The sequence below is a fragment of the Bremerella volcania genome (genome assembly GCF_007748115.1).
In the GTDB taxonomy this organism is placed as follows: domain Bacteria; phylum Planctomycetota; class Planctomycetia; order Pirellulales; family Pirellulaceae; genus Bremerella; species Bremerella volcania.
In genome coordinates this window covers 4,734,543-4,748,928 of the sequence record NZ_CP036289.1, presented here as the reverse complement: position 1 = coordinate 4,748,928, position 14,386 = coordinate 4,734,543, and the positions used below count along the sequence as shown (strand labels likewise).

Annotated in this window: 13 protein-coding genes; 6 read left to right on the top strand and 7 right to left on the bottom strand. The window is 52.8% G+C overall.

All coding sequences use genetic code 11. The features are described from left to right. Positions 1–56: 56 nt before the first annotated feature. The 3 genes from Pan97_RS18760 (at position 57) to Pan97_RS18750 (ending at position 2,885) form a co-directional block, all read left to right on the top strand. Positions 57–530, top strand: a complete 474-nt coding sequence (locus tag Pan97_RS18760) for a hypothetical protein (protein ID WP_144975236.1) — start codon at positions 57–59, stop codon at positions 528–530. A gap of 22 nt (positions 531–552) precedes the next feature. Next, positions 553–1,629: an RNA-dependent RNA polymerase family protein gene (locus tag Pan97_RS18755; RefSeq protein ID WP_144975233.1), complete on the top strand. Its 1,077-nt coding sequence runs from the start codon at positions 553–555 to the stop codon at positions 1,627–1,629. Positions 1,630–1,739: 110 nt separating this feature from the next. Continuing rightward, positions 1,740–2,885 (top strand): tetratricopeptide repeat protein, encoded by a 1,146-nt coding sequence (locus tag Pan97_RS18750; protein ID WP_144975231.1) that lies wholly within the window; start codon positions 1,740–1,742, stop codon positions 2,883–2,885. A 33-nt stretch (positions 2,886–2,918) separates the two neighbouring features. On the opposite strand, the gene phnE is transcribed toward Pan97_RS18750, so the two are convergent. The 4 genes from phnE to Pan97_RS18730 form a co-directional block, all read right to left on the bottom strand. Further along, complete coding sequence (gene phnE, locus Pan97_RS18745; RefSeq protein ID WP_144975229.1) at positions 2,919–3,983, bottom strand: phosphonate ABC transporter, permease protein PhnE; 1,065 nt, start codon at positions 3,981–3,983, stop codon at positions 2,919–2,921. 80 nt (positions 3,984–4,063) lie between these two features. Beyond that, on the bottom strand, positions 4,064–4,813 hold the full coding sequence (locus Pan97_RS18740; protein ID WP_144975227.1) for a phosphonate ABC transporter ATP-binding protein: 750 nt from the start codon (positions 4,811–4,813) through the stop codon (positions 4,064–4,066). Between the two features lie 99 nt (positions 4,814–4,912). Further along, positions 4,913–5,893 carry a phosphate/phosphite/phosphonate ABC transporter substrate-binding protein gene (locus Pan97_RS18735; RefSeq protein ID WP_144975225.1) on the bottom strand — a complete coding sequence of 327 codons (981 nt, stop codon included), beginning with the start codon at positions 5,891–5,893 and terminating at the stop codon, positions 4,913–4,915. After that, positions 5,893–7,743, bottom strand: a complete 1,851-nt coding sequence (locus Pan97_RS18730) for a metallophosphoesterase (protein WP_144975223.1) — start codon at positions 7,741–7,743, stop codon at positions 5,893–5,895. Before Pan97_RS18730 ends, Pan97_RS18735 begins: the two co-directional genes overlap by 1 nt. Before the next feature lie 336 nt (positions 7,744–8,079). On the opposite strand from Pan97_RS18730, the gene Pan97_RS18725 reads away from it, so the two are divergent. Next, entirely contained in the window at positions 8,080–8,925 is an 846-nt protein-coding gene (locus Pan97_RS18725; RefSeq protein WP_165698848.1) for a MurR/RpiR family transcriptional regulator, read from the top strand. A 248-nt stretch (positions 8,926–9,173) separates the two neighbouring features. On the opposite strand, the gene Pan97_RS18720 is transcribed toward Pan97_RS18725, so the two are convergent. From Pan97_RS18720 to Pan97_RS18710, 3 genes are all read right to left on the bottom strand, one after another. After that, positions 9,174–9,968 (bottom strand): anti-sigma factor, encoded by a 795-nt coding sequence (locus Pan97_RS18720; protein ID WP_144975219.1) that lies wholly within the window; start codon positions 9,966–9,968, stop codon positions 9,174–9,176. Further along, the gene (locus Pan97_RS18715; RefSeq protein ID WP_144975217.1) at positions 9,968–10,531 is read right to left on the bottom strand and encodes a sigma-70 family RNA polymerase sigma factor; all 564 of its coding nucleotides are present in this window, start codon (positions 10,529–10,531) and stop codon (positions 9,968–9,970) included. Before Pan97_RS18715 ends, Pan97_RS18720 begins: the two co-directional genes overlap by 1 nt. A gap of 86 nt (positions 10,532–10,617) precedes the next feature. Beyond that, a complete protein-coding gene (locus Pan97_RS18710) occupies positions 10,618–11,109 on the bottom strand; it encodes a fasciclin domain-containing protein (protein WP_144975215.1) in 492 nt (163 codons plus the stop codon). 350 nt (positions 11,110–11,459) lie between these two features. Between Pan97_RS18710 and Pan97_RS18705 the strand changes: the two genes are divergently transcribed. After that, a complete protein-coding gene (locus Pan97_RS18705) occupies positions 11,460–12,278 on the top strand; it encodes a heme-binding protein (RefSeq protein WP_144975213.1) in 819 nt (272 codons plus the stop codon). A 75-nt stretch (positions 12,279–12,353) separates the two neighbouring features. Beyond that, complete coding sequence (locus tag Pan97_RS18700) at positions 12,354–14,114, top strand: PQQ-binding-like beta-propeller repeat protein (protein ID WP_144975211.1); 1,761 nt, start codon at positions 12,354–12,356, stop codon at positions 14,112–14,114. Positions 14,115–14,386 lie beyond the last annotated feature (272 nt).

Below are 14,386 nucleotides of genomic sequence, written 5' to 3'. Positions count from 1 at the left end.
AACGGGACTCGCAGCCTTGGGCCGTGGTTAATACTTCTGCTTTTAGGAAACGCCCAATGCTGCAATTCTTTCGACCGTTCGCACTGTTGGTTCTTTTTTTTTCGATCGCAGGCTGCTCGCAAAGTGATCAGCCCAAGGCTTATCCAACCTCCGGAGTGATTCAATTTAATGGGAAGCCGTTGAAAGGAGGAGGAGCGATCTCATTTGTCCCGATAGGCAACCAGGAAGGCAAAGCGGCGGGAGGAGAGATACGGGACGACGGGACTTTTGTTATGTCGACCTACCACCAAGGCGACGGCTCCATTCCCGGTAAATTCCGCGTGATGGTCGTTCAGTCGGTTTCCGATGAACCCGAGATGGTGGCCAGTGACGGGGGAGGAGAACCAAAGATGTCGTCCGAGCCGATCGAAACGGTCGCCAAAGGAGACCGAATTCCTTTTGTCTACGCTGATCCTGTTAAGTCTCCCGTCATCGTTGAAGTAAAACCCCAAGACGCGAATGAATTGACAATCGATCTGAAACGCATGTAGCACGTGTGCTCAACGTTTTGATATGAGTGATCTCTTGCAGGAAGAATTTCAATCGGCGGGCATTACCGATACCGTGCCCTCTGTCCGACCGACAAACAATGATGGCCCAGAAACACGTTCGCAAAAATCAGGCTGGATCCTTGGCCCTTGGATGGACCTTCTTCTGATTGCGAACGTCTTCTGGCCCATGCTTGTGCTCATACAGTACTTCGACGATGTCTCGAGTCGGCAAGCAATCCAATTCTGGCAGATCTATTTCATTACCACACCACATCGGTGGAGCACGTTAGGCCTGGTTCTACTCGATCGTAATCCTTATCGCGCAAGACCTCGATTCTTCCTCGGTTTTGCCATCGCGGTAGTATTGATCTGTGTCGGAATTCGCATCGGGACGGGCGAGCTGACGTGCCTGTTGGCGATTGACTACGCATGGAATGCCTGGCACTTTGCATCCCAACATCATGGAATCTACCGCATCTACGGTCGCCTTGCTCAGGCAAGAACCTTCCTGCCTGGCTGGCTGGAAAAGATCATGCTTCGCGCGTTCATGCTCTATTGCATTGTGCGGGTAGCTCAGGTTGCCATCCGGCCGGGAACGCTCTCTGACTTCCTAGTTGTCTTAGATTGGGTTGTTCTCATTTTACCGTGTGTCGTACTCTTTGATTGCCTATGGAATTGGAACCGGCATTCCATGGGCCGTCTCGTCTATTTAGTGAGTGTGGTCGGCCTTTTTTCCGGAATGCTATGGGCTATACACAGCGGCTTTCCGGCGATCGTCTTGGCTTTGACCACCGCTTCGGCGTGGTTTCATGCCAGCGAATATTTGGCGGTCGTCGGATGGCGAATGCACAAGCAGAGCGGTGACGGTGAGATCGACGCGCGTGACAGGATCTTCCAGTGGATTGCCTCAAGGTGGGTATTCTCGCTTCTGATTTTTGTTGTGGTCCTCGGGTCTTGCAGTTGGCTATTCGAGCATCAGTTCGTGGAAACTTGGTTACTGTTAAACGTAATCGTTGCCTTTCTGCATTACGGATACGACGGATCGCTCTGGAAGAAACGGAAGGTAAATATCCCCGTCGAATCTGCGGGTGCTTGTTAGGAATGAAACGAGGTAGTGCGATGGAGAATCAAAGTACTCACCCACAAGACTCATCCTCCCAGCGGCTGTTGGCTATTGTCGTACTAGGCATATGGACAGGGACGCTGTTCATGGCTGGCACCAACGAAGGGATCTTGCTGCCGTATGCCTGGTGGGACGTGGGACTCGTTACCATTGCCTGTGGCATACCTATCGGCTGGTTAATCGTAGCGTACCTGCAAGATCGATTTTACTCCCCCGGTTCGGCATCCACGATTGTCATGCTAATAGGCGTTGTCTTACTAGGCACTTTCCGTCTTTGCTTCTGGAATGTCGTTCAGGACACGCCCGTTGCCACGTTGGAGCACGGCAACCTCCTGTCGCGAATCGCGGCTGCGATGACGGCGTCGCTAGGAATAGCCTGTACGCTTCTCGCGTTCAGGAGTCGCTGGCTTTTTTCAGCCACCTCCGACCAATGGCGAACAAGCTATTATGACCCATGGGTATTCGCCATCCTGCTCCTGGTGCTTGTCCCGGCAACCTACGAACGCGCCAAGATGAATTCGAGTATGAGCATGGCATTCGAGTATGTGAATCAATCGAGACTTGCCGAGGCATCGCGGATCCTGAAACGCTGCGTCACGCTGAATGCTCAAAGTTCATTTCGAGAAATACCGATTGGGGCACTCATCGGCGAATTGGAAATCAAGATTGAAGCAGTCAAGCGCCGAACGATGCTGCCATTGCCGGAAGAGACTCCGCCACAGAAGCGAATCGAAAGAGCGATCGATCTCGCTGTTTTGGGCAATCGAGATGACGCTCTATTGCTGCTGCTTCCTATTGCACAGGAGCATGCATTTGCCATGCACGGTGGCCATGAATTGATTGGCACCATCTATCAAGACCGTCGCGATTGGGAAGAGTCTCTCTTTCATTTTCGCCTGGCGACGGAATTCTGGCAGAAGGAAAGCAATTCGGAAATACGCCATGCGAGGCTGGCCAAGTCGATCCAAGGCCAAGCGTTTGCCCTTCGTAAACTTGGGAGAATCAGCCAGGCAGAGACGACCTACCTACAACTCTTGGAATTGGAACCGACTGCCGAACGCCACTTTCTGCTCGCGCAATTCTACGAGGACATCCAGGAAACGGCATTGGCGACTCAGCACGCACGCGAAGCAATCAAGCTGTCGCCCGAACAGTTCCAATCGTCGGGGGAAGCGCTAATTTCTAAGATGAGGGCGTACCACTTTGGCTGTTTTCAGCTTTTTCAAGACTGAAACTGCCGCATCGTTGATTGTGACAGGGCCTATTTAATCTTGGATCCACCTCATGCGAAGCGTTTGGGAAATTGCTTCGAGAATCACAACCGTAAGAAAGATAGCAATGAGAACGGTCGTCGCATGTCCGAACTGAAAGTTATGCCACTTGCCCATCAGTTCGACGCCGATTCCCCCAGCCCCGACGATACCAAGTACGGTTGCGGCTCGTACATTGCGTTCCAGGATGTACTGGATGTAGGCGAGATACTGCGGCAAGACTTGCGGCAACAGGGCATGCAGGAACACACCGAACCGACCTACACCACTGCACGCCAGTGCGTCGGATGGACCTGGCTTGGTATTGTCGATGTCGTCGGCGAAGAACTTGCCTAGAAAGCCAGCGGAATGCAAGCCGAGCGCTAATACGCCTGCCGCAGGGCCAAAACCAAACAGCAGGACAAAGAAGAGCGCTGAAATCAACTCCGGAATAGCTCGACTAAGGCTGCAGACCGAACGTGCCAGCAAAACAAGAGGACCAACTCGACATATTCTTTTCGCCCCTAGCATGCCCAAGGGAAATCCGCACGCGATCGCCATGATCGTTCCCCATAGGGCGATTTCCAACGTTTCCCACATCAACCAAGCAACTCGCTGAAGATACCCTACCGGCTTGACAAGAACCTCTTTCGTCTCGGTCACTTCACGTTCGACAACCGTCCCATCGACAAACTCGACCGATATCGAAGGAACCTCTCTTGTCTCGATGTGACTAAGCCAAGGCAAGTCTTCGCGATTGAATTTCTCGATTCGACTCGTCTCTTGCTCGCTGGAAATAACAGGCGGCCAGCCTTGATCGAAAAAACGTGTCGTCGCTTCGACAACTTGACTCGACTCCCCCAGGCCAACCATCGAGAGAATTGCCTGGACGGTTTCGCCGGCGGCCGAGCTCAGTCCAACTCGGCCGAATGAATAAACGAGAGCAGAGCTAATCAGAATCGTTGCCAACAAAGTAGGAATAAGGGAACGGCGCCGGACTGGCCATCCCGCTTGCTTCATCGCGTCGAAATCTACCGATTTGTTAGGCTGGTCTCCAGAAAGACCATGGGTGGACGCCACTGGGATTCCCTTTGTTGCTTTCGTTTGCCGACGCTCGGATCATTTTTCGATTATCAAGGAACGGTCTGGCACTGACTGGGCTAGTTGCTTTGCGTAGTCGTAAGATCGCGGTACGTCGACTTTCCACTCCAATCGGCCACTGGTCCATCGAACTTAATCACACCTGACGTTAAGTGAATGATGCGATCTGCAAATTCGTGTGCGAGGTCCGGCTGGTGAAGACTGCATAGAACGGTGGCATTACACTCACGGGCAACTCCGCGCAATAGCGTCAGAATCGAATGACTCGTTTCGGGGTCGAGACTTGCAACGGGCTCGTCAGCGAGGACCAATTTCGGTTTTCGAATAAGAGCCCTGGCGATGGCGACTCTTTGTTGTTGGCCGCCGGAAAGCTTTCCTGAACGTCGCAACGCGTGCGATGGCTCTAGCCCGACTCGTGCAAGCCATTGACATGCCATGGTTCGCTCTTGATTGGTCCAATAGCGAAAAACAGAACGGTACCATGGTACCCAGGGAAGCAAACCCAGCATCAAGTTGTCAAGGCATGTTAGCCGTTCGACTAACTCGAAATGTTGGTGAACCATGCCGATCTGCCGCTGTAACTGCCGGCAGTTACTTTTCGTTAATACAGTACCATCGACTATGATCTGCCCTTCATCTGCAGCCAATTGACCACTGATCAATTTCAAGAGCGTTGACTTACCGGCTCCGGAACTGCCGAGCATGACGCAAAACTCGCCCCGTTTCACCTCCATGCTGACACCGCGAAGGACCTTTGTTGGCCCAGATTTCCCTTCGTAGGATTTGCTTACTTCATGAATGGAGAGCATTGCTTCTCGGCTTGAAATTCAAAAACAAAACGGAAGCCGCTGGTCGCCTAACAAGCATCAGGGTGAAAAGGAGTTTTGCCGGGCAATACCAACCCCATTTCAGCGACTAGCCGCACGCTCGATGATCGAGCCAATCAATTCAGGCGTAACGGGGGCAAGCTGTGCGATGGCGTCATCAAAATCCTTCTGCGGATAGTTGATGTCGTATCGCTCGTACTGATCACCACCATAACCGCGAATCATCTCACGTCGGATGCCAGGCGATTGGTGCACCTTTTCAAATGCTTCCTGCAATTGCTTTTTTACGGAATCCGTAAGGCAAGGATTCATCACCAAGGGAGGGTTGGGAATCGGCGGACTGACCGCAATAACTTGAAACTCCTTCGCATCGATCGAGCCGGTATTGATTGCCTTTTCAAATGCATCAAGGGAACAACCTGCTGCATCAACATGCCCCTCCCGCAGCGCGGCCAAAGCATTACTATGACTGCCGGTGATCACCACGCGTTTCAATCCAAGTACTGGATCAACCCCAGCCTCGAGCAGCATGGCAAGGGGAAATCGAAAGCTGGAAGTTGAGTTGATATCCCCTAAGGCCAACGTTTTACCACGCAAATCGATTAACTTTTTGCTTTCGTCCCCACGACGTGCAACGATTGCCGAGCGATAGGAACTCGAGTTATGCTTTACGGCCACGGCCAGTAACTCTGCGGCATTTCTGCGATGCGCCTGATGAAACGTGACCGGCCCGACGAATGCGATATCGACACGTTTTGCGACGAGGCCTTCTACAACGGCTGCGTAGGACGTGCCAACTCTCAGTTCAAAGTGAAGGCCAAAGTTTTCCTGGATCGCGTTGAAGACGGGCTTAAAGTCACTCAGCGTCGTATCCGCCCCTGTGTCCGCCGGGATAAGCATCACCTGCAGCGGATGCTGCTCGCTACCGTCGCGAGTGATCTCTGCGGCATGGACTGCTTCCGCCAAAAAGACCGTACCGACGACGGACAACACAACACCGGCCATCACTAGTAAAGCCGAAACATTAGAAATCACAATTTGGCGGACAGGCGAACCAATCATTACGGGGCTTTCACTGTCTTCATTTGTGGTCGAATTGATTTATCGAGCGAAATGGATTCACCGTCGTTGCGTTTTAAATCACTCTCTTTCTCTGATGCGTTCTGTTCGGGCTGATCGGACGGTGCCTGATCAAGCTTGATCGTGAACGTGTGATCTCCAGCCAACATGTAACTGTCGTGAAGTGGGCTGTAAGCCATCATATGTACCGTATTTCCATCCGGATCGAACTCAAGTAGGCGCATGTAACCTTCTCCACCGAGTTCTCGCATCTGATAGTTCGCAAGGATTTGGTGCACCAATTGGCCTTGGTCATTTCGATCGGCTCGATAGCCGGTTCCATCGTTGAGCACGTGCCCATTGAAAGTAAAAACGAAATTGTGCTTGCGGACGAGTTTGTCCCACAGCTGTTGTCCATCGTTTACGGGGCGTGGCGTGCGATAGTTGTGCGGATTCCAGTGATTGGGATGCGACGGATCGGTGTGGTCATATCGGCGAGAGTCGGAGTACATGTACGCATGAGTCACCAAAATCCCTCTTCGATCCGCGTGCCTCTTCATCACATCGTTGGCCCAGGCAATCACCTCATCTCTAGGACCCCACTCTAATGCGATGATAATCCATTTTTGGCCTGCAACCTCAAACAAGTGAAAGGTGTTGTCGAGCTTTTTGTCCTCGAAAGCACCTCCAAAGCCGGGCATTTCGGCCATTTTCTCGAATGAGAAGTATTCATTAAGAAACGTTTTTCTCGTCGAGGCATCTCCCGAAGGGCCATAGTCATGGTTTCCACCGACAAGCGCATATGGCACTTGGTCATCAAGCAAACGCATCGATTCGGATGCGCGTTCCCACTCTTTTCGCGTGTTGTTGTTGGTAATGTCACCCAGGTGCAGGACGTACTGAATGTTTCTTTGCTTCGCATGGGCTCGAAGCCAAGCCGTCTGCGTGGAGAACAACCCAGGGTAGCGGAGGGAATAGACCTGCGTATCGGGAAGCAATGCCAACGTCCACGAACCTTCGACAAACCCTCGCTGAACTCTCGGAGACAAGGTGACCTCGATTGCCTTTGCTTTGCGGTCGTCGACGTCTTGAACGTGGGCCAATAGATTCCTCGCAAAGTGCCTTGCGAGACCCTGCCGCTGTGGCTCGTCAACTCGATTTCCATCCGCATCGATTGACTTATCGATATGCATCGCTCCAAGGATAATTCGTCCTTGGCCGTAAGCGCCCTCCATGAGAATGGGGTGTCCCGCTCCGGCATCGGAACTCAGAATCACCTCAAAGCCACCTTGTCGATCGAAGGTCTCCCACCCGAGCCGTTCTTGCGTGATTTCGAGTTTGTTCTTGGCAATCGGCATGCCGTTGACCAACGTATGACTGGGCGACAAGACATACACCTCAGATGAGTCGACATCGCAGCGCCGCGCTTTGAGCGTTGTGGGCAGAAACGGCGGGCGGTCCTCTGTTTGATCCGCCTGCGTCATTTGAACCAGGACGTTGCCGTCATCGACAAACTTATAGAGATCTTCGGAATACTCCTTCATGTAATCTTGATAGGCCGGATCCTCACTGGCGAAGCTTCCGATGAAAATCAGCCCCGTGAGCCCCCAAGGAGACTTGTCCATGGGGAGAAGCTCTACGTCGAAACCAGCTTCAATCAACAGTTGCTCGCTACCCGTCCGATTCGTCCACTTATCCTGGTGATCCCAAACGTAGGCTTTTACAGGTTTCGAGTTTTCTGTAGCCGCTGAAATGCGTGATGGATTGAGCATAAAGCTGATCATCAAAGTTAGAGTTAGTTTCACAACAATCGCGAGTTGAATTCGCAATAGCTGAGGCCTGTTCTTCGTCACGTTTTATCTCCAATCTGAGATATAGGCACTTTCATGAAAACACCGCCTGGATGTTTTATTCACTCGTGAGAGTTCATCAATGCCCCACACTTTAATGATTTTACGCCCGTATTTGTAGTGCTTTTCAATCAATTTGGATAAAATTAACTCTGTGTTAACCGGTTGTGGATATTTAATCCTCTAATGTGGACATCTTGTCCATTGTCCTTAGAGCAATTTGATGGCATAAAAGAATTTGTCGTCGTTCCCGGGGAAGCAGATTTTGTTAAGCCCCTTTCCAGACAGACGGATACGCTACTCGTACAGCACGCCCCTTCTCGGATATCCCCCACAAGCATGAGCATTGGAAACCAGAAAAACGTTTCGGCCAGTTCATGGCGAAAAACGTTTCGTCGACTTCATGGTGAGCTGACAGCAGCCGAGCAGCGTGCCGGCGAGTACTTCGAGAGCCATCCCGAAGCAGCCTATCGTTCCATTAGCGAGGTTGTCGCGTTAAGCGAAATTGGCTACGGAACGATCATTCGTTTCTGCCAAAAGCTAGGTTGCAAAGGCTTTCAAGAGTTTAAGATTCTCCTTGCGACGGATGGGGCCTCCAATGGTCGCGTAGAAGATAGCTCCGCGGACTCCACCGATAGCGAAACGGCACGGCGATTAAGAAGTGACTTAAACGAGACACTACGACTGCTCGAGGAAAGTGATCTCCAACAGGCAGCCTCTACGCTTCTAGCAAGTCGCGTTGTCCTGATCGTGGGAGTAGCCAGTTCTGCCCCGCTTGTCTTGAGCCTTGTTTGGAAGTTGAGTCGCATCGGTATCGACGCGCGTCCCTCGACCGAAGGTTATGTCATGGCTGTCAACGCGACGCTGTTGACAGAATCCGACACACTCTTTGCAATCAGTTCATCCGGTGCGACCAAAGATATTTTACATGCTGCTGAAGTCGCCAAAGAGCAAAACGCATCGATTATCGCCATGACGAACTTCTCTACTTCGCCCTTGAATTCGCTGGCCGACATTTCTCTAATCACGACAGCGAATCGAGATCCCATCAAAGCCGAGGCGCCTTCGCTGATCGCCGGTGAATCCGTCTTAGAAATGTTGCTTGAAAAACTCCTGACAATCGCCCCGGAACGACAGGAGCACCTCATTCGATCATCCCGAGCCGTATCGGATCGCAAACTGTAGGAACTGTCCTCACCCACTGCGGGAGCATTGCATTCCTGATCTTGAGGGAATCAATCAGGTGCCGTGGGCCCTTTGCCGTGGATCTTGCCAGAAGAAACAACAACGGCTGGGTAACTGGTTGCCGATCTTCTCGGTTCGCAAAGGGTTCCATTCGGGGTTCGAGCCAAGCCCTTTTTTTCAGTGATCAGATAGCGCGAGATTTAGAACATAGAACATGCACGAAGAGGGTTCTGCACGGGGGGAGGATGTTATTCAACTTTCGCCAACAGCGGCAGTCTTTCACGCGACGACACGACCACGCCCCCGGGCTTCTCAATCGTAACGGCGAACAAGTATGGCTGCTGCACTCGCAGTTTGGCGTCGATCGGTATGATCGTTTCCTCGGTCGAGGCAATGTCGAACACGCCACCATCAATGGGAGTTGCTTCACTCTGGTTCTTATCAAAGATCCATAGCTGATACTGCTCCTTAGACGGCATGTTGACCGGCAGCCCGCGAAAACGCATGTATCCCTGCTGCTGGGAAGTGCTCCACACGACATCCCCGGTCGCGCCGGCAACCGGAGTGGTACCGGGAGACCACTCCACCTGCACACTTTCGCGATCATCAGCCAGCAACGTCGCTCGGCGCTTGGCCAGGTCGGGCTGCGCGTCTTCGATAGGCCCGGTTGCAAACCAGGAAAACAAGGCAAACGCCAGACAGGCTGCCGAGACAAGCCATGGAAGGTAGCTTGCGGTCTGGAATCGGGAGTATTCGCGACTTGAAGGCTCGCCAAGGGATACGACGCGCTTCGAGGCAAGCTCTTGCTCAGCTCGCGCCTGAATAGCTTGTTTTAGATGTTCGGGCAAGTGTTCGGGTTGTTGGTTGCTCCAAGCCATATCGAGTGACGCCACCGCTTTGTCCAGAGAGTCGTCGGTATTTCGGGTAGCTTGTCGGGTCAATTCGTCAAACTCCAATTGTTCTTCCTGCGAAAGGCCGAAGAGCAGTCGCGTGACCTGGAGTTCTTCCCAGCGATCGGAATCTTCGTTCGAGTCGATGCTCATCACGCTTCAACGCCTTTCCGCGGTCGCAATTCTTTTACCCGCATGCAGTCCCTCAATTTCACCAAACCACGTCGAGCATGCGTCTTGACCGTACCCAGCGGCATACCTGTTCGCTCGGAAATCCGAGTCTGCGGCAAGCCATGATAAATCGACAACTCAAGCACGTTTCTTTCGTCGCTACGGAGCCTTTCCAAACAAGCAGTTGCCCTGGAAGCTTCGTCGGCAATTTCTGCTCGGGGAGTCTGGGATGGGGAAGGATACTGCAATGCTTGCTCGTCAATGGGATGCGAGTCCAATTCCCGGCGGTACTTTCTCAGCCGATCGATCAATCGTCGCCGTGCCAACATCGCCACGAACGTCGCTTCGTCGGCGACCTCTGCGCGAAACCGCTCGGCGTTCCGCCAAATATCGACAAAAATCTCCTGGACGGCGTCTTCCGCGTCCGTTGTGGTCGGTGAGAGGCGGCGAGCAAGCGACCATACCAAGCCGCCGTACTTATCGATGCATGCTGTAATCGCGACCGAATCTCCCGCCGCGATACGCTGCAAAAGCGACTCTTTCAAAGTCAATCTCCTGAGAGCAATGACAACGACGCGAGGCCGGCAATATCGCCGACCTCGCGAAAGGACTTTTTTCTACGGGCGGCAACCTACTCCGGCATGATGACCGAATCGATCACGTGAATCACACCGTTGGAGGTTTCGATGTCCGTCTTCACGACGTTGGCATCGTCGATCATGACCTTGCCTGCCTTCACAGTGATCTTGGCGGTAGAGCCTTGCACGGTCTTCGCCTCGGAAAGCTTCACCACGTCCTTGGCCGTCACTTTACCTGGCACAACATGATATGTCAGGATGGCGACGAGTTTTTCCTTGTTTTCAGGCTTCAGAAGAGATTCGACGGTCCCTTTGGGCAGCTTCCCGAACGCTTCATCGGTTGGAGCGAACACCGTGAAGGGGCCCTCCCCCTTGAGCGTTTCCACCACGTCAGCGGCCTTTACCGCTGCGACCAAGGTCTTGAATTTCCCCGCCTCGACGGCCGTGTCGACAATATCCTTTTCCTGACTCTCCTGGGCGGCGGCCCAGGACGAGGTGCCTGCTACCACAGCGAATGCAATTAAACCAGCAATTAACATCTTCATAGTTGAGTTCCTGTTTTCGCTAAAAGTTAAGTTGGGATGCTTCCGGCCAGAATGCACTTTAGGTCGACCAATCAAATCTACTCATAGCGAGATTCGCTCAGATTCTCCCGGCGGATTCGAAAAAATAGTCAGACTCGCTCCGTTACCGAAGATTGGTGGGAAAGCCAACCTTTTTCTAAGAAGATGAATCCGTCTGCAATCCTCTGACGAAATCATGGTGAAATATGCTTATCAATCTTCCGTATCGCCGACTTGACAGCCTATTTTTTTGAGCTTCAAGTAAGCAGCCAATCTGAGGAATTCAACGGGTTGTTGACCGGAAGGAACCTGCTTCTCAAGGAGATAGAATTATGATGCGTTTGCAGATCGTACTCGCGTTGACTTCTCTGGCTTTTCTAGGAGGCTGGTCGTACGGGCGGGAACTGGGCGAGGGGGAAAGCTCGGTCAATACCGAGGCCGCGAAGTTGATTTCCGACGCGCTGATCCAAGCGAAAGATCAATCGCCGGGGGCTCGGTTGGAAATCTACCAGCTTGTCGCCAAAGTCGTACGAAAGAATTGCCCCAATAACGTTCTGATCGCCGAAAAACTTCAGGCGGCCGACAATGCGGACACGCTTGAGAAAGGTCTCCGCGAATCATTCGAGATACTCACGTTCAAAATGAAAAAAGAGGCCGACTTGCCGGCGGGATTTCCTCAACCGACGCCTGTAGGAGAAATCCGCCTGAAACAATATCCTGCGTACCGCCTGGCGAGAACCCAGTCGCGGAAAGACTCCGGATTCTTCAAGCTCCTGGCGCACATTACGCTCAACCGCATCGAAATGACGGCACCCGTGGAAATGACGTACACTTCGAGCGAAGACAAGTCGCCCGAACAAATCGATATGGCGTCTCTCTACAGCGACGCTAAGATTGGTCAAGTCGGCAATAAGTTGGGGGGCGTGAAGGTAGAGGATGTTCCCGCAATGACGACGGTCTGCATCGGGCTTAAGGGGGAAGACGACCGAGCGGACCTCGCTGAAATCGAGCGGCGGCTGGAACAATGGTTGTCGCGAGAAGCCCCTGAGTACGAGCGAGCTGGCAAGCTACGGCTGCTTGGTTACAACAGCCCCGAAGTCGCGGCCAAATCGCGATACTACGAGGTGGAAATGCCGATCAGTAAAAAGTAACGATTCCGATGCCATCCAGCCCACTTCGAAGTCTGTAACGTGGAGGGCTTCATTTTTCGGGAGTTTGCGGAGAAGATGAACGAGATCGCGAACCATGCGGACGGGGGATCGGAGAGAGTCGAATCATGGACCGCCAGAGTCTGGCCATCTTGGTTGGTGGTCGTTCTTCAAGCTTCGTTGTTTGTGCTTTGCGTGACCCCATCGATCGACAACTTTGTTCGCTTCATTTTCTTGATGGCGGGACCGTTGGCGTGTTTCGTGCTGTTCTCGTTGGCATTTGTATTCTTCAGCCGTTTGCGTTGGTGGGTTAGTCTATCGACTCTCGCATTCACGATGCTTCTGGGGATTGTGGCGGTCCAGTTCTCCGCGCCACGGACCGAAATTGCGTATTGGATGTATGGCGTACCACTTACGATGATGCTGATCTCTGTTGGTTTACTCGCGTGCCGACGCGTTAAGCCGATTGGACAGTTGGTGGGCATGACCTTACTCGTCTCCCTTGGATGGGGCTGGCTTTCGATCATCCGCATCGATGGCATCGATGGAAGCTATGTTCCGGATATCGCGTTTCGCTGGAGTCCGTCCAGCGAACAGCGGCTTTTAGCAAACAGCGATTTCGAGCTGCCGGAAGGTAGTGAACCAAAGGGTTGGGAGGTCCATTCCGAAAGCTGGCCAGGTTTCCGTGGCAGAAATCGTGACTCGCGCGTTACTGATCCAATTTCACCAATGGATTGGGAGGTTGAGCCGCCGCGTGAGCGTTGGCGGCGTCCTGTGGGTCCGGGATGGTCTTCGATGACGGTGGTCTCGGGACGGCTATTCACTCAGGAGCAGCGAGGGGACGATGAACTGGTCGTCTGCTACGACGCGAACACGGGAACGCTGATCTGGTTTCATGCGGAACCAAGTCGTTTTGAAGAAGTCACTTCAGGCGCAGGGCCACGCGCGACGCCCACCTATGCCGACGGAAGGGTTTTCGCTTACGGGGCCAAGGGAATCTTGGTGGCCCTAGATGCTTTCACAGGCCAACTTCTGTGGAAGCGTGATCTCATGCAAGAGGTGAACGCTAAGTTGCCTGTTTGGGGATTCTCCAGTTCGCCAGCAGTTTTTGGTGATGTCGTCTTGGTTTATGCGGGAGGCGACGGGAACGACGGGCTAATGGCACTGGATTGTTCAACCGGAGAAACCAGGTGGTCGAACCCGGCCAGCGGAATGAATTTCAGTTCTGCCCAGCCTGCGACGATCAATGGCCAGAGCATGGCCGTTTTCATACAAGCAGGTTCGGCTCGCGGGTTGTCACCTCGTACAGGAGAAGAACTATGGCGATACGATATCGAGGGAGGAAGTGATCCGCCGATCGTACAAGCACAGCAAATAACGGATGATATGTTGATCGTTCCCCTCGGCGATGGAATTGGGGTGGCCGCGGTTAGCATCCAGCAGGAGGCTTCAGGAAACTGGAAGGCGACGGAGCGATGGCAGAGCCGTAATTTGAAACCCTCCTTCAACGATTTTGTCTACCACGATGGGGCACTATACGGTTTCGACAAGGAGATTTTCGCGTGCATTGATGCCAGCAATGGAAAACGACTGTGGAAACGCGGGCGGTATGGGTTCGGGCAAGCAGTGATACTCGAATCTTGTCGCCAGATCTTAGTGACCACAGAACAAGGAGAGGTGGTGCTCGTTGACGCAGTTCCCAATAGATTCCAGGAACTTGGTCGGATTGAATGCCTTGCCAACAAAACCTGGAATCACCCGGTGGTCGCCGAAAACAAACTGTACGTTCGTAATTCGGAAGAAATGGTCTGTTACGACCTAGCATCGAATTCGAGATAAAATGCAGTCGAATTCCAAGGGATTTGTGGCAGTTGAAACATGCGGAATTATTCTTCGGCAACTGAACTTGTTGGCACGTTGTGCCCCCTTTCGATAGCTTAGCTCCTGGGGTGAACGATCGCTCCCACTGGCGTCTTTAATGTGAGACGAATGCCAGGCGTTTCATCGCGTTCGCTCGCCGAACTGCCTGCGATAATGGCCTAGGAGTAATCGAGTACCTGGTGAGCGTGCCGGGGTGTGTGGGAGGCGGCATCTGCATGAATGCGGGCCGA